This is a genomic window from Candidatus Nitrosocosmicus sp. R (assembly GCF_054408505.1).
In genome coordinates, this window is the sequence record NZ_CP167090.1 from 3,188,320 (window position 1) to 3,209,394 (window position 21,075).

Annotated in this window: 23 protein-coding genes; 14 read left to right on the forward strand and 9 right to left on the reverse strand. The window is 33.2% G+C overall.

Annotated features, from left to right (window positions below; genetic code table 11):
* Positions 1 to 134: 134 nt before the first annotated feature.
* Positions 135 to 908: a TrmB family transcriptional regulator gene (locus tag AAGU22_RS16535; RefSeq protein ID WP_458720187.1), complete on the reverse strand. Its 774-nt coding sequence runs from the start codon at positions 906 to 908 to the stop codon at positions 135 to 137.
* Positions 909 to 1,039: 131 nt separating this feature from the next.
* On the opposite strand from AAGU22_RS16535, the gene tes reads away from it, so the two are divergent.
* The 5 genes from tes to AAGU22_RS16560 all read left to right on the forward strand — a co-directional run bounded on the left by tes (position 1,040) and on the right by AAGU22_RS16560 (position 6,414).
* Positions 1,040 to 2,749 carry a tetraether lipid synthase Tes gene (gene tes / locus AAGU22_RS16540; protein WP_458720188.1) on the forward strand — a complete coding sequence of 570 codons (1,710 nt, stop codon included), beginning with the start codon at positions 1,040 to 1,042 and terminating at the stop codon, positions 2,747 to 2,749.
* Positions 2,750 to 2,897: 148 nt separating this feature from the next.
* The gene (locus AAGU22_RS16545) at positions 2,898 to 3,320 is read left to right on the forward strand and encodes a helix-turn-helix domain-containing protein (protein ID WP_144733198.1); all 423 of its coding nucleotides are present in this window, start codon (positions 2,898 to 2,900) and stop codon (positions 3,318 to 3,320) included.
* 190 nt (positions 3,321 to 3,510) lie between these two features.
* A complete protein-coding gene (locus AAGU22_RS16550) occupies positions 3,511 to 4,872 on the forward strand; it encodes a hybrid sensor histidine kinase/response regulator (protein ID WP_458720189.1) in 1,362 nt (453 codons plus the stop codon).
* 57 nt (positions 4,873 to 4,929) lie between these two features.
* Entirely contained in the window at positions 4,930 to 5,511 is a 582-nt protein-coding gene (locus AAGU22_RS16555) for a response regulator (RefSeq protein WP_458720190.1), read from the forward strand.
* 51 nt (positions 5,512 to 5,562) lie between these two features.
* Complete coding sequence (locus tag AAGU22_RS16560; protein ID WP_458720191.1) at positions 5,563 to 6,414, forward strand: enoyl-CoA hydratase/isomerase family protein; 852 nt, start codon at positions 5,563 to 5,565, stop codon at positions 6,412 to 6,414.
* A gap of 26 nt (positions 6,415 to 6,440) precedes the next feature.
* Here AAGU22_RS16560 and AAGU22_RS16565 read toward each other — a convergent pair whose 3' ends face one another.
* Both AAGU22_RS16565 and AAGU22_RS16570 read right to left on the reverse strand, forming a co-directional pair.
* On the reverse strand, positions 6,441 to 7,433 hold the full coding sequence (locus AAGU22_RS16565; RefSeq protein WP_458720192.1) for a homoserine kinase: 993 nt from the start codon (positions 7,431 to 7,433) through the stop codon (positions 6,441 to 6,443).
* Positions 7,430 to 8,194, reverse strand: coding sequence for an ATP/GTP-binding protein (locus AAGU22_RS16570; protein WP_458720193.1), 765 nt, complete (start codon positions 8,192 to 8,194; stop codon positions 7,430 to 7,432). Before AAGU22_RS16570 ends, AAGU22_RS16565 begins: the two co-directional genes overlap by 4 nt.
* 85 nt (positions 8,195 to 8,279) lie before the next feature.
* On the opposite strand from AAGU22_RS16570, the gene AAGU22_RS16575 reads away from it, so the two are divergent.
* Positions 8,280 to 9,341 (forward strand): lysylphosphatidylglycerol synthase transmembrane domain-containing protein, encoded by a 1,062-nt coding sequence (locus AAGU22_RS16575; RefSeq protein WP_458720194.1) that lies wholly within the window; start codon positions 8,280 to 8,282, stop codon positions 9,339 to 9,341.
* Positions 9,342 to 9,374: 33 nt separating this feature from the next.
* Complete coding sequence (locus tag AAGU22_RS16580) at positions 9,375 to 10,178, forward strand: SDR family NAD(P)-dependent oxidoreductase (protein WP_458720195.1); 804 nt, start codon at positions 9,375 to 9,377, stop codon at positions 10,176 to 10,178.
* 10 nt (positions 10,179 to 10,188) lie between these two features.
* Here AAGU22_RS16580 and AAGU22_RS16585 read toward each other — a convergent pair whose 3' ends face one another.
* Complete coding sequence (locus tag AAGU22_RS16585) at positions 10,189 to 10,626, reverse strand: hypothetical protein (RefSeq protein WP_458720196.1); 438 nt, start codon at positions 10,624 to 10,626, stop codon at positions 10,189 to 10,191.
* Positions 10,627 to 10,730: 104 nt separating this feature from the next.
* Between AAGU22_RS16585 and AAGU22_RS16590 the strand changes: the two genes are divergently transcribed.
* Complete coding sequence (locus AAGU22_RS16590; protein WP_458720197.1) at positions 10,731 to 11,534, forward strand: sulfurtransferase; 804 nt, start codon at positions 10,731 to 10,733, stop codon at positions 11,532 to 11,534.
* A 64-nt stretch (positions 11,535 to 11,598) separates the two neighbouring features.
* On the opposite strand, the gene AAGU22_RS16595 is transcribed toward AAGU22_RS16590, so the two are convergent.
* Positions 11,599 to 12,231, reverse strand: a complete 633-nt coding sequence (locus AAGU22_RS16595) for a hypothetical protein (protein WP_458720198.1) — start codon at positions 12,229 to 12,231, stop codon at positions 11,599 to 11,601.
* Positions 12,232 to 12,269: 38 nt separating this feature from the next.
* On the reverse strand, positions 12,270 to 13,124 hold the full coding sequence (locus AAGU22_RS16600; protein WP_458720199.1) for a ParA family protein: 855 nt from the start codon (positions 13,122 to 13,124) through the stop codon (positions 12,270 to 12,272).
* A 303-nt stretch (positions 13,125 to 13,427) separates the two neighbouring features.
* On the opposite strand from AAGU22_RS16600, the gene AAGU22_RS16605 reads away from it, so the two are divergent.
* The 5 genes from AAGU22_RS16605 to pheA all read left to right on the forward strand — a co-directional run bounded on the left by AAGU22_RS16605 (position 13,428) and on the right by pheA (position 16,715).
* Complete coding sequence (locus AAGU22_RS16605; protein ID WP_458720200.1) at positions 13,428 to 13,640, forward strand: DUF504 domain-containing protein; 213 nt, start codon at positions 13,428 to 13,430, stop codon at positions 13,638 to 13,640.
* A gap of 36 nt (positions 13,641 to 13,676) precedes the next feature.
* On the forward strand, positions 13,677 to 14,093 hold the full coding sequence (locus tag AAGU22_RS16610) for a hypothetical protein (protein ID WP_458720201.1): 417 nt from the start codon (positions 13,677 to 13,679) through the stop codon (positions 14,091 to 14,093).
* A gap of 300 nt (positions 14,094 to 14,393) precedes the next feature.
* Positions 14,394 to 15,203 carry a dihydropteroate synthase gene (folP, locus tag AAGU22_RS16615; RefSeq protein WP_458720202.1) on the forward strand — a complete coding sequence of 270 codons (810 nt, stop codon included), beginning with the start codon at positions 14,394 to 14,396 and terminating at the stop codon, positions 15,201 to 15,203.
* A gap of 58 nt (positions 15,204 to 15,261) precedes the next feature.
* The gene (locus AAGU22_RS16620) at positions 15,262 to 15,888 is read left to right on the forward strand and encodes an exosome complex RNA-binding protein Csl4 (protein WP_458720203.1); all 627 of its coding nucleotides are present in this window, start codon (positions 15,262 to 15,264) and stop codon (positions 15,886 to 15,888) included.
* Positions 15,885 to 16,715, forward strand: a complete 831-nt coding sequence (gene pheA / locus AAGU22_RS16625; RefSeq protein ID WP_458720204.1) for a prephenate dehydratase — start codon at positions 15,885 to 15,887, stop codon at positions 16,713 to 16,715. Before AAGU22_RS16620 ends, pheA begins: the two co-directional genes overlap by 4 nt.
* Here the strand turns inward: pheA and AAGU22_RS16630 are convergent, their stop codons facing one another.
* From AAGU22_RS16630 to AAGU22_RS16640, 3 genes are all read right to left on the reverse strand, one after another.
* Positions 16,716 to 17,183 carry a hypothetical protein gene (locus AAGU22_RS16630; RefSeq protein WP_458720205.1) on the reverse strand — a complete coding sequence of 156 codons (468 nt, stop codon included), beginning with the start codon at positions 17,181 to 17,183 and terminating at the stop codon, positions 16,716 to 16,718. It lies immediately after the preceding gene.
* A gap of 262 nt (positions 17,184 to 17,445) precedes the next feature.
* The gene (gene dph2, locus AAGU22_RS16635) at positions 17,446 to 18,447 is read right to left on the reverse strand and encodes a diphthamide biosynthesis enzyme Dph2 (RefSeq protein ID WP_458720206.1); all 1,002 of its coding nucleotides are present in this window, start codon (positions 18,445 to 18,447) and stop codon (positions 17,446 to 17,448) included.
* A gap of 615 nt (positions 18,448 to 19,062) precedes the next feature.
* A complete protein-coding gene (locus tag AAGU22_RS16640; RefSeq protein WP_458720207.1) occupies positions 19,063 to 19,680 on the reverse strand; it encodes a hypothetical protein in 618 nt (205 codons plus the stop codon).
* 208 nt (positions 19,681 to 19,888) lie between these two features.
* Between AAGU22_RS16640 and AAGU22_RS16645 the strand changes: the two genes are divergently transcribed.
* The gene (locus AAGU22_RS16645; RefSeq protein WP_458720208.1) at positions 19,889 to 20,671 is read left to right on the forward strand and encodes a copper resistance CopC family protein; all 783 of its coding nucleotides are present in this window, start codon (positions 19,889 to 19,891) and stop codon (positions 20,669 to 20,671) included.
* The last annotated feature ends 404 nt before the right edge of the window (positions 20,672 to 21,075 follow it).

The following is a 21,075-nucleotide window of genomic DNA, read 5'->3' on the forward strand; positions in this document are numbered from 1 at the left end:
TACAAACAATCACAAATTAAATAGGACAAACTCTTTACTCAAGATCTACTTCATCTACTCAGTAGGGCTTTTCACATCATTGTTTGTCCTTACTATTTCTAAACTATTCTGTTATAAGGCTTTAGCTGTCCAATCTATCCTTTTGCATCTTGCCACAAATAATGAAAATAGTCTTTAGCAAAACTGGCCAATCCTGTATGCTCTGCCCATATGGCTATAGTGTCATAGCTGGAGGTTGTCGTTGGATCATTTTTTCCTTCTCCAAGTAGAATTAATACATGTCTGGAATCTCCTATGACTCCGCCACCAAACATATCATTCTTGAGCCTCACTTCAGCTACTCTAGACATTGCTTTTACGGTTTCACCATTAGTTTCATCGGACGCCAAAATAATAATTTTTACTCCTTTTTCGAAGAGTTCTCGAAGTACTGGTTGGATCGATTTTACGACATTCTCTGGAATTTTGGGGATGGCTATTAAGAGTTCTTCCTTTGTCGATTGGATTATTTCAGTAACTTTTATTGCTATGTTGTATAATCCACTTACCACCCAGATATCTGGTTTCTCTTTTAGTCCAGTTTTTTCGTAGATCGGCATTAATTCATTGATAATGACATTTTTATTGCTCCTTAAATTGTTCTCCATTTCTATCATCATGGCTTCCACTGCATTTGATGGTGATTTAGGAAAAAAATTCTGTGGCCTTTGGTTATCCGAATATATCCATCCTCTTACATACAGACTATTTAGAACATCATAGATTTTTGAATATGGTACTCCTGATTTCTTACTGATTTCTGATGCCGTATTTGAACTGGCAAACAACAACGAAGTATATACTCGAATTTCGTAATTTGTTAATCCAAGGCTTTCCATAGATTTCTTGGCCTTGTCGCTAATTTCCATAGTTTTATGTGACTAGTTGAAACTTGGATATTAAATCTTTCATCTATACTGTACTTTACTAACTAAACACCGTAGGATTTGTCAGATCATCTTTATAAAGTTAATCAAGCGCAGTAATAAAGGTCAACATTATGGATCTAATACAAATTTCCAATTTAACTAGTAAAACTATTGGTTCTAAACGCACCATTAGATATACTCAAAGTATCTGCCCAGATTGCAATATGATTCTAGACGCTGAGGTCTTTGAAAGAGAAGGCAAAGTTTTCATGACAAAAACTTGTCCTAGCCATGGTGAATGTGAGGAATTATACTTTGGCTCATATGAAATGTACAAGAAATTCAGTACCTATTGGATGGATGGAAAAGGTGCACAAGCTCCAAATGTGATGGTTGATAAATGCGCCTGTCCTACTAATTGTGGTTTATGTACTAACCATCTTTCACATTCTGGGTTAGCAAATATTATAGTCACTAACAGGTGTGATCTTACCTGCTGGTATTGCTTCTTTTATGTTAAAAAGGGATTAGAGGGTGCTTATCTGTACGAACCTTCACATGAACAAGTACGTGCGATGATGAAAACCTTAAAGGCTGAGAAGCCTATAGCAGGCAATTCTATTCAAATTACAGGTGGTGAGCCAATGTTAAGAGACGACATAACAGAACTAATCAAAATAATGAAAGAAGAGGGTGTAGATCATGTACAACTCAACACTAATGGCATTAAACTGGCACTTTCACCAGAAACAATGAGACAAATTAGAATGTCAGGTGTTAGTAACCTCTATTTGTCATTCGACGGAGTGACGGCTAGAACAAACCCCAAAAACCACTGGGAAGTTCCATACACTCTAGAATCAGCAAGGAAGTGTGGAATGACTGTTGTTTTTGTTCCAACTGTAATAAAATCTATTAATGATCATGAGTTGGGTGGCATAATACGATTTGCTCAAAAAAATATGGATGTAGTACATGCTGTAAATTTCCAGCCTGTTTCACTGACGGGTAGAATGAGTAAAAAAGAACGGGAAAAGTATAGAATTACAATACCTGATTGCATTGAACGAATTGAAGAACAAACTAACGGTGAAATATCAAAAGATGGCTGGTTTCCAGTTCCGTCATGTATGCCTTTAACAAATGTGATAGAGGCATTTAGCAAGAAACCAAAGTATGAATTATCCATCCACTTTGCATGTGGTGCTGGAACATACGTTTTTGAAGATGTTCAAACAAAGAAACTGACACCTTTAACCTCCTTTGTTGACATAAAAGGTCTCTTGGAGTATTTCGAAGAAAAAACTGAAGAGATTAAATCAGGATCGAATAGGTATTGGACTATGTTGGAAGTGATACGAAAGCTTAACCAGTTTGTAGATCGCAGTAAACAACCCTACGGACTTGATTTGGGACGAATGTTTTCAAGTATTCTTCTCAAACAGAATTTTGATTCTGTAGGTTCATGGCATGTAAGATCATTATTCTTAGGAATGATGCATTTCCAAGATAAGTATAATGAGGATCTAGAAAGATTACAGAGATGTGACATTCACTATTTGACTCCTGATTTGCGTATAGTACCATTCTGTGCATTTAATGTAATACCTGAATGGTACCGAGATAGGATACAGAAGAAATACAGTGTACCAGTTGAAGATTGGGAAAAAGAGCACGGACAGACATTAGAAGCCGGGTTGTATCGTGGTATAATGAGAAAGGGCAAACCAGAGGCTCAAATGGGATGTGCAATGTCTGAGATGCATAAAGCAGCTGCAGAAGCAGAATCAAATGAGGAACACCGAGGGGTTGAGCTCCGAAATGGAATGGCCGGTGCATAAAAGCCAATCTTCATTTGAGAAGTTAATTTTTTATATTTAATAATTTTTTTAGATTTTTAGATCTTCCGTTTCGCAACTTTTAATTGATTCTTGTAGATGTTTTTGTAGATAATTTTAAATAGCTTGAAAGTGTAGTAATATATGTAAAATGCCGTCGTCATCAATTAATGCAATTACTCGTATGAGTGCAACCTTAAAGGATCTTTTTATTTATATCTATGATCTGTCACCACTAGATATGGATTTATTGCTTACCTTAATAGCACATAATAATAAACAAATGACTTTAGAAGATTTATCTAAGGCTGTAAATCGTGACAAGAGCACGGTATTTCGATCTTTACAAAAGTTAACAGGATTGGGAATATGTGTAAAAGAAAGCAGAACTTTGAAAGAAGGAGGACATTTCCATGTATATTCTGCCATCTCTAGAGAAATATTTAAACTCGAAACGGAAAAACGTGTAAAGGAATTAGAACAGAGTTTAAGAAGAATATTGAAGAAGTTTGAAGATGATCTAGAAGTAATGTTGGATGATGTTTTTGACACAAAAAAGAAAATAATAAAGTAGACAGAAATAACCTCAAAATACATTGGATTTCAACTTAGATAAGGTATTCGAAGGGTCTGGTCAACAACATGTTGATATTTTTTTAAATTCTTATTATTCATTTCTTTTTTTAAAAAAGAATTCATTCTACGATTTTTTAAAAGCAAAAGATGATGCGAATTCACCTGTCATACGACTGTTGATTTCATGTATGGACAACGATCAATATGATTCGATAGTAGATTTTTTCAAGCCTTTCAAGGATGTACAAGTAAAAAATATCATAATATCGACTGAACCCACCGAACACATGATTACAATTATTATTAATCAAAATCAAGTTGCTTTTTTTAAAATAAATTACAACACTGATAAGCGAATGTTTACCTGTAAGTTATCCGATTCGCTTACTGGTGATATTGTTACTTTTTTTGATACCCTTTTTGTCAATATCTGGAGCACTATTGATAAAAATATCATCCTCGAAAAACGTAATATTTTTCAACAGGATTTTGTTGATATTGCTTCCCATCAATTAAGAAATCCTATATTACCCATAATAGGATTTTCTAAAACATTAAAATCAAAAACTGAAGATCCTGATATGTTGGATTATCTCAATATTATTATAAAGAATGCTGAAAAACTGAAAAATATTGCAAATGATATTTTGGATATTTCTAAAATTGAAGCAAATCCGCTGAAATTAGATTTCGAAATTTTTGATCTATGCGAACTTTTGGAGATTATTGCTAGAGATTATAATCAATTTTCAAACAAAGACTCTTCAGGCATTCGGATACTTTTTCAAGGACGTCCTAATGTGTTTATAGAGGCTGATAAGGAATACATTAAACAAGCATTTGAAAACATTCTAAATAATTCTTATTTTTTTACAAAAAAGAATGAAGGGAATAAGATTATTATCAGTGTCTTTGAGGATGATGATTTCTATGCTAATGTATTAATAGAAGATGAAGGACCTGGTATTCCAGACGATGATCCAGAAAGAATCTTTACTAAATTCTATCCAAATTCTGGAGGGGCCGGACTTGGATTGTTCATTTCAAAAAAGATTGTGGAAATCCATGGGGGGAATGTTGTTGTTGGAAATAGGATAGACGACATCGGAGCGAAATTTCTTATTAAAATCCCACTGAAAGGGACAAATGTGCTTAGTCAAGCTGACGACAATAAATCTACCGATGGTCTTAAACTCTTAATTATTGACGATTTTTCAGAAAACCTGGAAACGGTCAAAGAATCAATTGTAAGTTTGGGATACGATATTGATTATTTTGAAGATCCTTATAATGCGATAGAAAAATTTGTTCCAGGAAAATATTCACTGGTTTTCTTAGGTATTAATGTCAAAGGGCTAGACGGCTTTGACCTATATGATGATCTAAAAAAAAGAGATAAGAAAATTAAGGGTTATTTTATGTCCTCTAATAAAATAAATAAGGAAGCTATGGAATTTTTGAATAATAATATGATGTATGATCACTTTATTTATAAACCGCTTTCTCTCAATGCAATTGTAAAAATTCTACGAAATGAGCACGTGAATTAAAAATACTAATCACATCATAGTAAAATTTTATTATTCGTTTGCTTTAACTGGGTTAACATGAATGTTCTAATCATTGAGGATGATGATGATATTTGTCAATTGTATTCTATATGGTTAGAAGAAAACCGACATGAATACATTATTGCAAAAAACTATGAAGATGGGATATCCGCATACGAAAAGTCGATTCAACAAGGTGACGAAGATTATGAATCTGATAATACTATTTTCGATTTAGTTGTCCTTGATTACGATTTACCATCTAAAGATATGTCTTCCAACCAAAATGGTTTACACATTGCAAAAGAAATTTTGGAATTAAAAGGCGATCAACGAATAATGTTCGCATCCGCCTGGCCCAAAAAAGCATTCGTCGAATACGTTTCTACTCTAAAAAGTGTACCTGAAGTTCTTCCAAAACCTTTCGAAAAAGAAGAATTCATTAATCTAGCCGAAAAAATTAATTTATATGATATTGCCAAAAAATTTACTAAACAACTTCGAGAGATGAAAAATCCAAATAGTCCCAATGTTGATATCAAATCGCTAGAATCTTTGTTTAAACTCATGAACAATGCGAGAAGAGAATTTTTGCAAAAAGATGATGATAAAAACAATGATATAGATTTCATTGAATGAAATTTGATAAGATTTATTTTAAAGAACCATTGAAGTTTGTTTATGTCTTCCATGAAATATATTCAAATAGATTTACTTAATGAAATTGCAATATTGAGGATAAATAGACCTGAAGCTTTGAATGCGATGAATCTTGATGTAATATTCGAACTGGCCAGAGCAATTGACATAATTTCCGCAGATGAGGGAATCAAAGTACTAATAATTACCGGGGCAGGAGAACGCTCTTTCTGCGCTGGTGCTGACATTTCATACATGGTAAATATTGACGCCATAACTGCTGAAAAATATGCCTCATCTGCGCAATCCGTGCTAAATAAAATTGAAAAGATGGAGAAACCTGTAATTGCTGCAATAAATGGTTTTGCACTTGGTGGCGGATGTGAACTATCTTTAGTTTGTGATATAAGGATCGCATCTGAAAATGCAAAGATTGGTCAACCAGAAGTAACTATTGGTATTCCTCCTGGATGGGGTGGTACTCAGCGACTACTTAGGGTAATTGGACCAGCAAAAGCTAAAGAATTGATTTTTACCGGGAAAATGATTGCCGCACAAGAAGCTGCCACTATTGGGTTAGTTAACCAAGTTATTACTTTATCAGATGAGGAAAAGCGTAATTTAGATCCATCTATCGATCAAAATAATGAAAAGGAGAAAAGTATTGCACTCTCAAAATTACTAAATAAAAAACTTTTGGAACATTGTATTACTTTTGCTAGCGAAATCGCTAAAAATAGCTTTAATGCTGTAAAAATCAGTAAAATGCTAATTAATAAAGGTATGGATGCGGATATTGATACTGGTTTGAGGCTGGAAATTTATGGCTGGGCTTTGTGTTTTGCTCATGAAGATAGACAGAAAATGATGAGTGCATTCCTCAATAAAAATACTAAAAAATGATCTATTTTTCTTCAAAGCATGGATTTTCATTTCAACGAAATTATTCTTGATCCATTACCGGATTTAGATATAAATGTTTTACATTTGATATTTATTTTATCATATTCCTCTTCCATGACTTCTGATATGCGCAGCCCCTTTTTGTTTGAATCTAAAAAAGCTACCGTAGAAGGACCGGCTCCACTAATGGTAAAAGCCATTGCTCCCTCATCTAAGGACCTTTCTTTTATTTTATCATATCCTGGGATCAATTTCTTTCTGGCGGGTTCTATGATACAATCATTTATACCATTACAAATCATTTCTACATCCTTGCGATAAAAGCCTGCAACTACGGAACATGCATTAGCTACATTATGAACCATTTTTTCTAAAGGTACTTGTTGAGGAATAACTTTTCTTGAAAACTCTGTCTTCATTTTAGGAACTTGAATAAGTGGTACGCATATAACCATAGATAGATTATTTGGCGATTCTATCCTGATAAATTCTAATTTTGGATTAGTCTTAACGATTACAAAATTTCCGAAAAACGAGCCTGCGACATTATCGAAGTGCTTTACACCCGCACTTGCGAGTTCGCCTTCGGCGGAATAATCTAGTAATTTGGTATCATCCATATTCAGGCCAAATAATGCATTTAGTGAAACTGCAGTTGCTACCGCTGATGCGCCACTACTTCCCATCCCATACCCTGGTGGAATGTTTTTTCTAATTTCTATTAAACAGTTGTAATTATATAAATCATAATCTGATATAATTTTTTTTGCTACCTTGCCTGCAGAATTGGAGTCAAGATCATTTGGAATACTCTTGCCCATATCGCCCTTCATTATTATTTTTACATTGTTTTTGTTTGCTATTGTTTTTCTTTCTATTTTGATGGATACTGTATCCTGTAGTACATCCAGGCCCAACCCAAATACATCATATCCGGGACCCAAATTTGCAGTTGACGCGGATGCAGTAGCAGTGCATTCTAGATAATCAGCTACAATTTCATACCTTTCTTTTTTCATTCGTGTTTCTGCTCCTCCTCACCTTGTGTTAATATCCTTGATAATGCTGCAGTTAAATTTATCATTCCATTCATAGTTAAGTTAGATACTGCAATGGGGCTCAACATATTTCCACTTTTATAAAGTGTTTTTATAATGTCCTTACCCAATAAAGATTGTTCTGAATCTTTTTCTAGATTTAGGGAGTCTTGAAGCGAGGTAATGGAGTTGGACCAATTCAGAATTTCTGTCAACTTCTCAATTATTTTATCTCGTTTCGTTAGGACGTTAATCTGTGGAATGTTTAGACGTAATCTGACTGATTGTGACAAAAACATCAAAGAAACAAAACTAATTGGAGACATTGCTAATGTACCATCTATGGTAAATAGTGTGACTTTAGAATCTGAATAAAAATTTGAAACAAAGTAAGGACCACTAGACCTAAAAGCAAACAGTTCTATTTGTCCGGGAGTATCGATTATTACATAATCGGGATTAAGTTCCTGAACCTGAGTTTGGATTTCGTCTATTTTTGTCGATATCAAGTCATTAGCCAGTATCAATGACCCATTTGGTCCTAATTTGTAATCATCCATTATCGAATAAAAATCAATAAACTCTCTCACATCTATATCTGGATCATACGGTAAACTAGATACTCCTGGATCCAAATTAATTGAAATTGGTGAGACATCATTGTTGTGGTACCATTCCAACAATCTCGAAGTCAATAGTGTTTTCCCTGAACCGGCCGTACCAGTCACGAATATAGTATACATTTCAAAAATTTTTAATTGCTATTCTAATTTTATTGTTATATTTGTATGATTATTATATTCCTTCTTTTGAACTAGTTGATATACCTTGAATTGGCGAATAATTTTCATTCTTGTAAGTGTTATCCCTATAATGCTTATTTTTCTATTTACTCCTGTTTCGCTAAATGATGTTTTATCTGTAGGTGTTATCCCTTTTTTGCTTTCCTTTCTTGCAACAATGATAAGAATTTTTCTTCAAGCAATTAGGTTTTATTACTTTGTTCGAAAATTTATTGGAAAGAATGTCAGTACATTTTGGAAAATTATTTTTGCCAGGTTAGCTGGAGAATTTGTAACTCAAACTACTCCTTCTTATATTGGAGGTGAGCTAGTTCGAATTGCTTTTTTAACCAAGAGTGGTGTACCAGCGGGACGAGCAGCATGGGTTACTACCATGGAAATTATTGCCGATGTATTTGTTGGTACAATCTTAGCTTTTATCGCTGGATTTGTTGCAATAGCTAACGGCTCCATGTTTATTGGTCTGTTAATTATTGCGATTTCTGCTCCTACATTTGGATTTTGGTTTTTTATCTTGATATATTCAGCAAAAAAAAATATCCAATTACCTTCATTTTCTTTAAAATTGGCGATGAAATTTATTTCAGAACAAAAAGCACAGCGGGGGATCAATTCTGTTAATAAAGCATTGGATGATTTGTGTATAATGAGCAGAGAAAACTTTAGTTCATTTAAATCTGTAAAAATATTTTCCGTGGGCATTGCAATTACAGTGGTCGCATTTATTTTCCAAGGTCTTTCATTTCTAGTTTTAACACATTCTGTAGATATTTACATAGGTCTATTCTTGTCATTTATGGCTACGGCTTCTTCTACAATTTTGGGTACCCTTCCCATCACTATAGGAGGTTCAGGCTTAGCTGAGTGGGGATTATGGGCATATATCAATCAATTAAATAACGTTTCTCAAATTGGTAACATAGTAAATGATATCGATCAACTAAACGTCATAATTGCATGGAGGATTGCTTCTTACTATTTGCCTTTAGTAATAATGTGGATTGCATTGATGAGGTTAGCATTGGGAACTAATTATTCAAAACCTACCTCACCCTCTTCCACTACACCTGATAGTCGAGCTGATTGATAGCATTTTAAATGATGATTATTTCTTTTTTATATGGTGAAAATTTTAACCGACCTACTAAATAACAAGATAGTCCTTATTACTGGTGCATCAAGCGGAATAGGTAGATGCATTGCAAGTGATTTTTCACAATTTGGTTTGAAATCCTTGATTCTAATTGCCAGAAATATTGATAGACTGAATGATTCTGTTATATCAATGAAGGAAAGGGACTTTGAAATACTACCGCTGAGTTGTGATGTGTCCAAAAAAGAAGAAGTTAAGCGCATTGGTGATCTGATCCTCGAACGATATGGATACGTAGATGTTTTAATCAATAATGCAGGGATTGGCATATTTGGGACGGTTGAAAAAACATCCATTGAGGAAATCGAAAAAGTCAGTTTCACAAACTATTTTGGCATGATTTATTTTACAAAAATTTTTCTTGATTCAATGATTAGGAGAAATAGTGGTCATATAATTAATATTGCCTCCTTAGCTGCCAGTTTTGGTATACCTGGGATGGCCGCATACTGTGGATCAAAATTTGCCATGTTGGGTTTTTCTGAGTCCTTACGTCGGGAATTAAGAAAAACAAGTGTAAAGATATCTGTTATAAGTCCAATAGGTGTAAAGACTAATTTTTTTAATAATGAATATTTTAATAATAAAACTCCGATGAAATATATGTTAAATCCGGAAACTGTTTCCAAGGCGGTATTAAACTCGCTTACATCCGATTCTTTTCAAATTTTTGTACCCCAAATAGCTGGATTATCCGTACCGTTCAAAGATTGGTTTTCTGCGATAATTGATTCAATTATTGAGCGCCAATTTCGTAAAAATCTTAGCTGAACTGAATTTATTATTCCTCTTCATCTTCATCCTTGTCCTTCTTATTTGGATCAAAATCTGATTCTACATCCATCATTTGTGCACTCTCCAAATCAAATTTAAAAATCTCATCCATATCAATTTGATACTTGGTTTTTAATAATTCACATAATTGATCACTTAGTTTGGCTTTTGATATTTTGATTTTATACTCATATACGAAACCTTTCATAAGTTCTGAAACCTTCAAATCATCTACTAAATCGATTTCTTCAATTATTGTTCTACCGTCGGGTAGTGATTCGTAGAGCTGGATATCTGCTTTTTTGGTTTGTTCATTGATGTCTAGAAAATAACCTGTTCTATTAATCGTGTCTAGTATTTGAAAATTTGCATTTTTCAGTTCATTGTCAGCCCATTCGGGAAGACCATTCTCCTCTGATTTTGTCTTTGCCGCTTTTCTTGCCATTTCTTGCCCGTTATGTATTCTAGTACTTTTTATTAAAAACTTTTTCAAATTTATCTTTGGGCTTCTAGAAAGCATTATCTATAAGATTACGTATACTTTGGTCCTTGAACATCGTTATAAATGGTGAATTTTTACTTGATTTAATCCGGGGTCAACACTCTGATTTGATACTTGTTGATACCCGATCATTTGCTGAGTATGCTAAGGGTCATATCCCTGGTGCCATTAATATCGATTTGATGCATTTCCATTGGTTTGATACTTCTACAATGGGAATTTTGCAATTTGAAAAACAAATGGGTTTACTATTAAATTATCTAGGTATTAATCCCTCAAATAGGGTTATTTTTTATGATAATGTTTCAGGTCCTACCGCTTCTCGGGGTGTTTGGCTATTGAATTATTTCTCTCATCTTAATTCATTTATGTTAGATGGTGGGTTTGAAAACTGGTCAAAACTTAAATATCCAGTTGAAATGAAGACAAACCAATATTCACATTCCGCATTCAATTTTTATACGAATAGGGCGATATTAGCTGATTTGGAATATATGAAAAACTGTGTAGATAAAAATTCACCGGATGTGGCAATTATTGACTGTCGTTCCCAGGCTGAGTACAACGGCTCTATTGCCCGTGCTTTTCACCGGGGGCATATACCTAAATCCGTTAATGTTGAGTGGTCAAACAATCTTAGCAATGAGAAATTCTTAAAATTTGACGCTTTGGCGAGGTTATATTCCTTTATATCAAAGGAAACAGAAGTTATAACGTATTGTCAAGGTGGTTACCGAGCTGCAAATACTTATCTTGCTCTTAAACAACTTGGATATCCCAAAGTAAGAATGTACCTGGGTTCCTGGGGAGAATGGGGTAATAATCCTACACTTCCAGTTGAATTGAATTAATATGATAACTGACGTTTTACCTTCCTATGAATAAGCTAAATGTTCTAATAAAAAATGGAGATAATTATTTTTTATTAATTGGAAGATTGTTTAATTCTTGTAGTTGTCTATCTATCTCAGTTGTATTTTCCTTTCCATATGTTATCAATATTCTGTCGTCATCGTTATTTACATAGCTCATTATGTCGTTAGTTTGATTACCATTAACATAGAATTTTAGTTTATATTGGTCGTTATCGCAAAAGCGCTGGTTACTATCTGTAATGAAACACCCATTGGAAGCGTCCATTCTAATACTTTTGAGGAATTCACTAATTGGAACATTAGAAGAGTGTTTATGGATTGTTGTTCCATCCAGTGTGCCATTGTATGTTTCTACGTGAATATAGTTAGACCTCACCATGTATTTTTGTTGTGCTAGATCCAAGTTTGTACCATTTAGGTTAATCAATAATGCTGCATGTTCATGTGCTGATCCTAGAGCACCATATTTGGCTGCTACATTTTCACTGGGAAAAAATATTGCTAACACAATTGCAAGAGCTGCTATCCCGACAACAACAGGAACTATTATTTTCAAATATTGTTTTCTTTTCTTACGACCTCTTGCAAAATAACTACTATCGTTATTATCATCCTTGTTAGGAGCATTATTCTTGTTACTATCAACGTCTGAATTCTTTTTCTTCTTGCTCATTCTATCGTAACTCTACTGATATGCTCTCTAATTTAAAATTAATATTTGTTATTCTGCGTATTATTTGTCATTTCGCTTATGATGCTTCTTAATTTTAAAGAAAATGGATGATTTGGATTGTTAATTACTGTCAAAAACTCTCTAGGACTAAATTGTATGTCGCAATAACATGGCAGGGGGGAAAGAGAGTTTGCACCAGTAACAGCATGAAGTTCTTCCAAAACTTTCTTATGATCTTGGTTTTCTTCGATATTTGAATCGAGTGTGGTAGTCGGAATACAATATCCTGATATCCTATTTAGCAATATATAAGAAATAGCACCAAATCGTACAAATGTTGTATAAATTTCAAACAGTAGTTTTTTAGTTCCTTCAATGTCCAAATCATCCATTTTCATAGTAAGTATTAATTTATCAGCTATTGATAGGGCATTAATGGACCAATGTCTTATTCCTGGACTCGTATCAATAATGATATAATCTGTATCAAGCTTTGTAATAATTTGTTCTCTAAGAAAAACTAATTTCCTAAACTGTTTTTTCCAATAATCTGTTCCATTACCCATTTCAAATTTAAATATTGCATCTCTGCTAGGATTAGAGAATCCCGTATAGAGTCTCCCTGTAAAATTGTCCTGCTTTTGGTCATCTTTGAAAAGAATTTCAGTCATATCAATTATCGATTCATAAATATCTGCATTATTATCCAAAAAGTCGTTTATCCATTTTTTTGGATTTATCTTAAAATAATTATGTAAGCTGGGTGCATAGACATCTAAATCTAGTATGGCAACCTTTTTCCCCATTTTTACAAGTAATGCTGCGGTATTAGCAGCTATTGTGGTCTTACCAGTGCCTCCCTTATAGGAATGTATTGCTATACAGTGAGTCATACTAAGCTTGCCTATTACATTATTTCTAAGTTCAATATTAAATCTTTTGAAAATTTGTTATTGAAATAGATATGTTATTGTTAATTTCAGAACTGTCTATCTTCCTTTATGAATCATTGATTTATTGATCCTACTTTCATCCTATTAAATAGAATAACGTAGATTTGATAAGAGCTAATCATAGGACAGGTTATTAAAACGTACCGTATCTGTATATCGTATTCATACATCTGTGTCCTCTATACAGATCAGGTGAAAAGACCGTTTGATGGCGTATATATGACATGTAAATAAATATAATTAATGGCTAAGAAGGGGAAATTAGAAGAAATTATCAGTAAAGCACTCTATGCAGATGATGCATCCTCGTATCTTGTAACATATAGGGATTACGAAAATTATAAACTAATCGACTTGTCAGAATTCATCTTAATATCTGAAAATTTTCAAACAATCCCTGCGTCAAGGATAACAAGAATTGAATTAAAGGGACAACTACTATATGAAAAAAATTAAAATAATACATTGTTTAAACACCAATAATAATAAATCATGGAAAAATATGTTACCGATTTCAAAAACCTTTGCAATGAAATTGTGCAAATCGATTCGAGAATACGATTCATTGGGGTTGCTGACAAGCATGGAATAATTATTACTACTGCAGAACGTAAAGGAATAATTCCACTTTTAAGCGATGAAGAAACTGAGCAATATGCTATCACTGCTTCTACCAGACAATATACGAGGCTTAGGTGGCAAGATATACTTGGAAAACTAAATTATACCTGCTCTCTTTATGAAAAAATTTTGCGGGTTACGATACCAATTACAAATCAAAAAAATAGATTAGAATATCTCTTGATCTTTACATTAGATCCACATACAGATGATTTTGATAATTTAATCATGGAAAAAATAATGCCGTCGATTAGTGGTTTCTTTTCAAATCTTTTCAAAGTAAACTAGTCCAGCATTAACAACCAGTATACGAAAATAACGAGAATAAAAAACCAAGATCAAGAACCATAATTAATTAATTAATAGCAATAGTTAACCGTATTATGGAGAATTCTTTTCATTTTCATTTCTAAACCATTGCTAGTCTTTCAAAAAATTCTCTGAAATTTGTGATACTTGGTCCATATTTGATAATCATTCAGTAGTTTAATAGATCCATCTGAATGTTTTTAAAATAAAAAAATCTAATTGTATTTGTTGACAATTATCGGTAATATTTCAGTCACTCCAGATGGAAAGACTCGGATTATGGGTATCATTAATGTGAGTCCCGAATCATTTTACAAACACTCGATCAAACATCAAGAAGACGAGATTCAAGATACAATCCTTAGAATGCAGGATAATGGAGTTGATATAGTTGATGTTGGTGGTATGTCAACGGCTCCATACTTAAAAACACTGATTCCGGAGGATCTCGAATCAAAACGATTGCACAATGCTATCTCAGCTATTAGACAAATTAGCAATATTCCTATATCTGTTGATACAGTTAGATCCGACGTAATCCGATCCTTATTGAAATTAGAGGTGAATGCAATTAACGACGTTACTGGTTTAAAATATGATAAAAAAATGCCTAATTTGGCTTCCGAACAAGATCTTCCTGTAATCCTTGGCGCTTACTTGTCAGATAGAGAAAATCTTTTTGGTGATGGAGATATACAAGATACTAGTTCTTTATTAGCCGAAAGTATTAGAATTGCCAAGAAATGTAAAATCGACGATGATAAACTGATCATCGATCCTTCGATTGGTTTTTTTAGAAAAGAAGGATTCAATCCATTTTATTCCAAAACTCTGGGAATGAATTGGTACGTACGTGATATTGATATAATTGCTAACATTAAACTGCTAACGTCTTTGAAAAAACCAATATGTGTTTCAATTTCCAGAAAATCGTTTATAGGATCTTTATTTGGTTTAGCTGTGGAAGATAGACTGATTCCTTCAATTATTGCCGAGATATATAGCGTGATGAATGGCGCCTCTCTGATACGGACTCATAATGTCAAAGAAACTAGACAAGCAATAGAAATGTTCGAAATGATCCACTAGATATCTGAGTTAATGTAACAATTATAACTATTAGAATACAAATATCGTTTGATTTGATTTGAATAAAACTCATGAAATTGATCATATTATTCCTGGAAAATCGTTAGCTATAATTGAGGAATTTGACTCGGGTAAAAACACCTATTTAGATGAGGGTGAGGTTAGATCTTCTGTTATTGGAAAATCTAGCGCTAATATGATCGATCGTATATTAAGTGTCAAACAAAAAAATCCCCCTATGATACCTAAGATTGGTGATATTGTTGTTGGATATATCGATATGCTATTTGGAAATATGATATCGGTAAGGATAGTTTATATCAATGAAAAATATTCCAAATCTGGTTTTTCTGCGATAGCTTCCACTCGTATGTCTAATTCGGGTGGAAACTATGGTTCAGGCTGGCGTGAGAGAAGTTATAAAGGTAAATTTGTTTTTAAGGTAGGTGATATTATAAGAGGAAGAGTATTTAGCTTATTAAATTCTTCAATTCATTTGACGTTAGAGGACAGAGACTTGGGAGTTGTGTATACAATCTGCTTTTCTTGTGGAAATGAGTTTGTCAAAGTACCAGGAGGATTGAAATGCAATTCCTGTGGTAACTTTGAAGACAGGAAAGTTTCAATTGACTATGGAAAAGAATCCTTTACAGTTTTATATGATAAACAATTTCCCATGACATGAATGCCTTCAAGGTAGGTTTTCAAGGAGAGTCTGGATCCTACAGTGAAGCTTCTGCCCGTATTCAATACCCTGATCCAAGTTATTCATTCATTCCATTTAGATCATTTCGTGAATTGTTTGATGGTGTTGAAAATTCTGTCGTGGATCTGGCAGTAGTTCCTATTGAAAATTCTACAGAAGGAAGTATAAATGAAACTTATGACTTACTAGTTGAAAAACCTCTTTACGCTATCGGGGAAATATATCAAAAAATACATCATTGTTTAATCATCGATAAGAATTCGTCTCTAGACGAAATTTCTGTTGTCTACTCTCATCCACAGGCGTTAGCTCAGTGTAGAAAGTATATCCAAAAGAAACACTTAGAATCAATCCCTATGTACGATACTGCAGGATCTGTTAAATTTATTAAAGAAACTCATAATACTAGCGCAGCGGCGATAGCTAGCAAACATGCCGCCCAAATCTATGACATGAAGGTTGTAGAAGAAGATATCGAGGATAATTCTAATAATTTTACCAGATTTTTAATAATTTCCAAAAGTTATGATATGAAAGCCGATGACAATAAGATATCAGTTATTTTTTCTATCCCTCATGCTCCTGGATCATTATATTCTATACTCCAAGAGTTTGCATTAAGAAACATTAATTTAACAAGAATTGAATCAAGACCTACGAAAAATATACCTTGGGAGTATTATTTTTTTGTAGATTTAGAGGGAAACGTTAATGATGATAAAATTTCTGCCTCTCTTTTATCTGTCAAGTCTGCTACTATATTCTTTAAGTTATTAGGTTCGTATAAGAAAGACGAAATGAGGTAGTTATGACTGCCTTCTGGTTCTGATTCCTAATCCTAATATTACAACACCTGTTATGATCAACATCATTTGGCCACTAAACGCAAGTGGACTGGCCTTCGAAAATGCCCCTAAATTCAAATTCAATGTATTTTCTCCTTCATTAATAACCTGAATTTTGTACTTACCATTTACTTCTGATGTAACAGTTTCATTCATTACCCCCGTATTTCCAGTTTTATTCATTATCAATTTATTGTTGGGGTCTATCATTAGTACTGTAGATTCAGATCCATTAACATAAATATTTGCGATGTTACCCGAATTCATATCTGGAGTGAATATTCCAGATTGATTTGGTTTTATCATCTCAGTAATTTCTACATACCTAGGGATGTTCGAATCAATAATTGAAACAATACCTATCCCAATAAAAATGAATCCTGCAATAAAAAATATTATCAGGGAAAGCCTTTTTGATATAACTACCATAAATTTGCTTATGATAGCAGATGATTAAATATAATCTTTACAAATTCTACTGCAACAATTATTCGGGATAATAATTATTGTTTGAAAAACCAAACAATGCTGCTTATGTTATTGTTTATTTTTTTATTAAACCATTGATTAGGAGATTGATTGGTAATCTCAATAAAATGTCACTCATGCAGAAGAATTGTATTGTATATCTAATATATACCACAAGTTTAATATCAAATGATTCGGAATTGTGGTGTTATCCAGACTTATCCTATAACCAATGCTGAATTTTGAAAAATTCTTCGATGGGTTCTTTCTTTAATAACTTTATCAAAGCTAATCCTTGTGGAACTGATAGTACTGGTTTGGAAAAATAATTATCAGTTCCTAATCGTGGACATGCTACTTGAATAAAAGCATCAATTTCTCTAAAGTTTTCTAACTTCTCATTTGAAATCTCGGTCAAAGCTATAAGTTGTACATTAATTCCTAATTTACTTAGCTCTTTCTTAAATTCTAAAGCTTTAATATTTGCAAATTGCCCTTCTTTTAATCCTATTATTATCCCTAATGTTCTTGCATCGAGTGCCTTGTACACAGAGAGTATTGCTCTCTTCTTGACAACTTCTGCTTCGTTATTGATTTGCAAAAATTCCTCAAAATATGGATCTAGCATAAATGTTGGTTTTTCTGTGGAAAGGGCTATCCCTATCGAATGGAATCTACTTTGACCAAGAAAAATAAAAGCATCAATTTCACTTTTGATGTTGTGTAGTGGATGAAATTCACAACCAAAGACTTGTGCATCATTCAATTGTCCTTTGCCTTTCCCTTTTACCACGACAAAACCGTTATCCTCAAAAATCTTTTTGACCATGTCAAGTTGATGCAAGTGCTGACTGTCTGTAACTAATGATATGGTCTTAAATCGCCCCTTTAATTCCGTTGCGCATTTTAGTGCAACATTATCAAACCCTATGGTATCAAAAGCATTTATCATGAATACTTTCTCTCCAAAATTTTCTATAGTTATAGTATGCCCTACGTTAAATAATATGTCTGCACCCAGCATCTCTGCAGCATGTGTGTTAAGATCACAAGAACCCCAGCTCTTATCTCCTAGTATATAAGATATTATGTTGAATTCAATTTCAATTTTTTCAGAAACTTTTTGAATTTTTGGTAATAGGGGTTCAGGACCATTCAGAGCTACGGAACGAGGTTTTCTCTCTCTAATGATATCAAAAATTCTATCTTCATCTATCTGGATCAAATTAAACGCCTTTCTGAATCGTATTGGACTATACGTTAATATTTTTATGTATTTTTATATCTCATCTCTCCATTACCAAAAACACCACCAGCCGTTCCTTTCTCCTATCAATATTGAATATTTGATCTATAATTTCTATAATCCTAAATCGTTAATCAAGAGTTAAATCTACTTATCATAATTGCAGTTCTTGTCTCGGACTAATAATTTGGATACTTTGAGAAAATAACTATAATATAGATGCAACTGTAATTGCTGTCGCGGATAATGTGATTAGCTTTAAGAATGATTTGAGCTTGGAAAATGACAATTATTTCTCATCTTCCATTTTCTCTTCAGGATTTACTCCTCAAATAGTTTAGAGGTTTATAAAATATTTTGTTGCAGGTTAATCATGTGACGGCTACCTAGGATACAATCGATACCGCATTAGCTATTGCATTGTTTATGGACGTTATCGATTTTGAGGAGGCAATGGTGATAAGATCCTTACTGAGCAATGGAAATTTGGAATATTAGTTAAGAGGTCAAATGATGTATCTAATAAGAGAATAAAAACAAATATCATGCAAAAACATAATATGTATTACAATATTTATAAAAATAAATAAAAAATTAAGTAGAGGTCCTATTTAGTTGTTGGCTTAGATCATATTGTGAAATATAGGGTTCGGGGAATCCTATTCTATCTTCAGGACATCCAAAACCTCCTTGCAGTGCCTTTCTTACCACATTTTCGGAAATATCGACTGTAGAGTTATCAGAAGATGCAGGTTCTCCTCCTGCTGGTTGACATGAGAACGTTACATCAAAGTTCGTTCCATTGATGTTTCCATAAATTCTATAGTCAAATGTTGTTGCAACTGTTGGATAAAATGTCTCTGATTCATATTTTCCTACTTCACCAAATGCAGGATCCAAATTAGATGTCATGTTCTTGTCACCGGCTAATATTTCCACCTTTAACATGTTTTCTAGTCCAGTAATTGGTTGGGTCCCGTTTGCTCTACTATTGGTTGGATCTGAAGCATTTGGCCAGTATCCATCAAGTGTAGCTGCAGTTTTATCATCTACATATAATGGTTCATTTGCAGAACCAATAACAAACAAGTAATCTTTCCCGTTTATGTTAAAAAGGGCTCTTTGGTGAGCATATGACATTTGCAACACAGGAGCTGCTAACATCGAGACTGCTATTACAGCTCCCAAAAGAATCAGATGATTTTTATTCATAAAGAGTTTATGTCTAAAGTTTATTATAACAATTGTTGTACAATCTTCGAACGTATAGATTAACTCCAATTTCTGATGCAAAATGTATAATCACGATCTTATGTCTAATGAAAACTCATAATTCAGCTATTGATTTTGAAACCATATGCGTTAGCGACTTCGACATTTGTACAATAATCATATTATATCTTAATTGTAAATATAGTTTATGAATTTTTCAGCAATTTTGTTTGTTGCTGTGGTTTCTATAGTAGGAACTGGTATATCGATTTTGACAACTGTATCATTATTACCCGTATTCGGTCACGCAAGTCCTGTAACTTATTTGCCTGAACCCAATGAAATAATCAATTCTCCAAAATCAGTACCTGACCAAGTAACTATCGCATTTACAGAAAATCCAGAGCCAAGAGCAAGTAGTATCAAAATAATGAATTCTAATAATGAAAGAATCGATAACAACGATTTAAGGGCATCTGATTCAAATAAGTCACTTTCTGTTACTTTAGACTCATCTAAAGTTATCCCGGGCGTTTACACCGTCAATTGGCTTGTATTGTCTAAAGACGACGGGCATATTACAAAAGGCTCATATGTCTTTTCAGTTAAAGATAACAACAGTAGAACCCAACAACCATCAGATAATATATCAAATATATCACCCGATTATTCTACTAATGTTACAACCACTGACAATGTAGTTCTAAATTTTAATATTGCTCCTTTTAAAGTGGGTTCAAATACCTTTGATCTTCACATCTATCATGTAAATGGTACCGCGGTTGAAAATATTAGGAATGTGTTTTTAGAATTCAATAATCCTGATAAGAACTTGGGGCCACTGGTTGATACTATGAAGAAAGTAGGAGTGGGAAATTATTCCTCTACTGGAAATTATCTTAGTCAAGAAGGGAAATGGAATATAAAAATAACCGTTCAAAGAATTGGTGAATACGACATCAACCAGCGAATCAACGTTGATGTCCAATAATCAATTTCTAAGGATTCTGAGAAGTGGATATCGTTCAGCATACAACCAAATAATGTTCAAACCAAGAGCATCTTGTTAAATGACACGTTTTTTAACAAACCAATCCTATTATTCAGTGATATTTTTAATTTCGGATCAAGAAATTGGATAGATCGTAGTAAAAGATGGGGCATAACTTGAAATATTTCTTACCCAATATCTCTTCCTGATTAAAATTATTCATAACCTAAGGTTAATATTATACTGAATAAAAATCTATTTTGACTTGTACTATGCAAGTCGCACAGGAGTTAGAATGTGAATGGAAAAATTAGTAACTATAACAAAGTAACTACTTTTCGATGAAACAACTAATCGATGTCATTAAACTAGTTAACATGAAAATGATGAGGGAGATTCGATCA

What these genes read in the sequence shown, in the direction of transcription:
- AAGU22_RS16535 (WP_458720187.1), bottom strand. Translation starts at nt 908, where the DNA reads ATGGAAATTAGCGACAAGGCCAAGAAATCTATGGAAAGCCTTGGATTA.
- tes (WP_458720188.1), top strand. Translation starts at nt 1,040, where the DNA reads ATGGATCTAATACAAATTTCCAATTTAACTAGTAAAACTATTGGTTCT.
- AAGU22_RS16545 (WP_144733198.1), top strand. Translation starts at nt 2,898, where the DNA reads ATGCCGTCGTCATCAATTAATGCAATTACTCGTATGAGTGCAACCTTA.
- AAGU22_RS16550 (WP_458720189.1), top strand. Translation starts at nt 3,511, where the DNA reads ATGGACAACGATCAATATGATTCGATAGTAGATTTTTTCAAGCCTTTC.
- AAGU22_RS16555 (WP_458720190.1), top strand. Translation starts at nt 4,930, where the DNA reads ATGAATGTTCTAATCATTGAGGATGATGATGATATTTGTCAATTGTAT.
- AAGU22_RS16560 (WP_458720191.1), top strand. Translation starts at nt 5,563, where the DNA reads ATGAAATATATTCAAATAGATTTACTTAATGAAATTGCAATATTGAGG.
- AAGU22_RS16565 (WP_458720192.1), bottom strand. Translation starts at nt 7,433, where the DNA reads ATGAAAAAAGAAAGGTATGAAATTGTAGCTGATTATCTAGAATGCACT.
- AAGU22_RS16570 (WP_458720193.1), bottom strand. Translation starts at nt 8,194, where the DNA reads ATGTATACTATATTCGTGACTGGTACGGCCGGTTCAGGGAAAACACTA.
- AAGU22_RS16580 (WP_458720195.1), top strand. Translation starts at nt 9,375, where the DNA reads ATGGTGAAAATTTTAACCGACCTACTAAATAACAAGATAGTCCTTATT.
- AAGU22_RS16585 (WP_458720196.1), bottom strand. Translation starts at nt 10,626, where the DNA reads ATGGCAAGAAAAGCGGCAAAGACAAAATCAGAGGAGAATGGTCTTCCC.
- AAGU22_RS16595 (WP_458720198.1), bottom strand. Translation starts at nt 12,231, where the DNA reads ATGAGCAAGAAGAAAAAGAATTCAGACGTTGATAGTAACAAGAATAAT.
- AAGU22_RS16600 (WP_458720199.1), bottom strand. Translation starts at nt 13,124, where the DNA reads ATGACTCACTGTATAGCAATACATTCCTATAAGGGAGGCACTGGTAAG.
- AAGU22_RS16605 (WP_458720200.1), top strand. Translation starts at nt 13,428, where the DNA reads ATGGCTAAGAAGGGGAAATTAGAAGAAATTATCAGTAAAGCACTCTAT.
- AAGU22_RS16610 (WP_458720201.1), top strand. Translation starts at nt 13,677, where the DNA reads ATGGAAAAATATGTTACCGATTTCAAAAACCTTTGCAATGAAATTGTG.
- folP (WP_458720202.1), top strand. Translation starts at nt 14,394, where the DNA reads ATGGGTATCATTAATGTGAGTCCCGAATCATTTTACAAACACTCGATC.
- pheA (WP_458720204.1), top strand. Translation starts at nt 15,885, where the DNA reads ATGAATGCCTTCAAGGTAGGTTTTCAAGGAGAGTCTGGATCCTACAGT.
- AAGU22_RS16630 (WP_458720205.1), bottom strand. Translation starts at nt 17,183, where the DNA reads ATGGTAGTTATATCAAAAAGGCTTTCCCTGATAATATTTTTTATTGCA.
- AAGU22_RS16640 (WP_458720207.1), bottom strand. Translation starts at nt 19,680, where the DNA reads ATGAATAAAAATCATCTGATTCTTTTGGGAGCTGTAATAGCAGTCTCG.
- AAGU22_RS16645 (WP_458720208.1), top strand. Translation starts at nt 19,889, where the DNA reads ATGAATTTTTCAGCAATTTTGTTTGTTGCTGTGGTTTCTATAGTAGGA.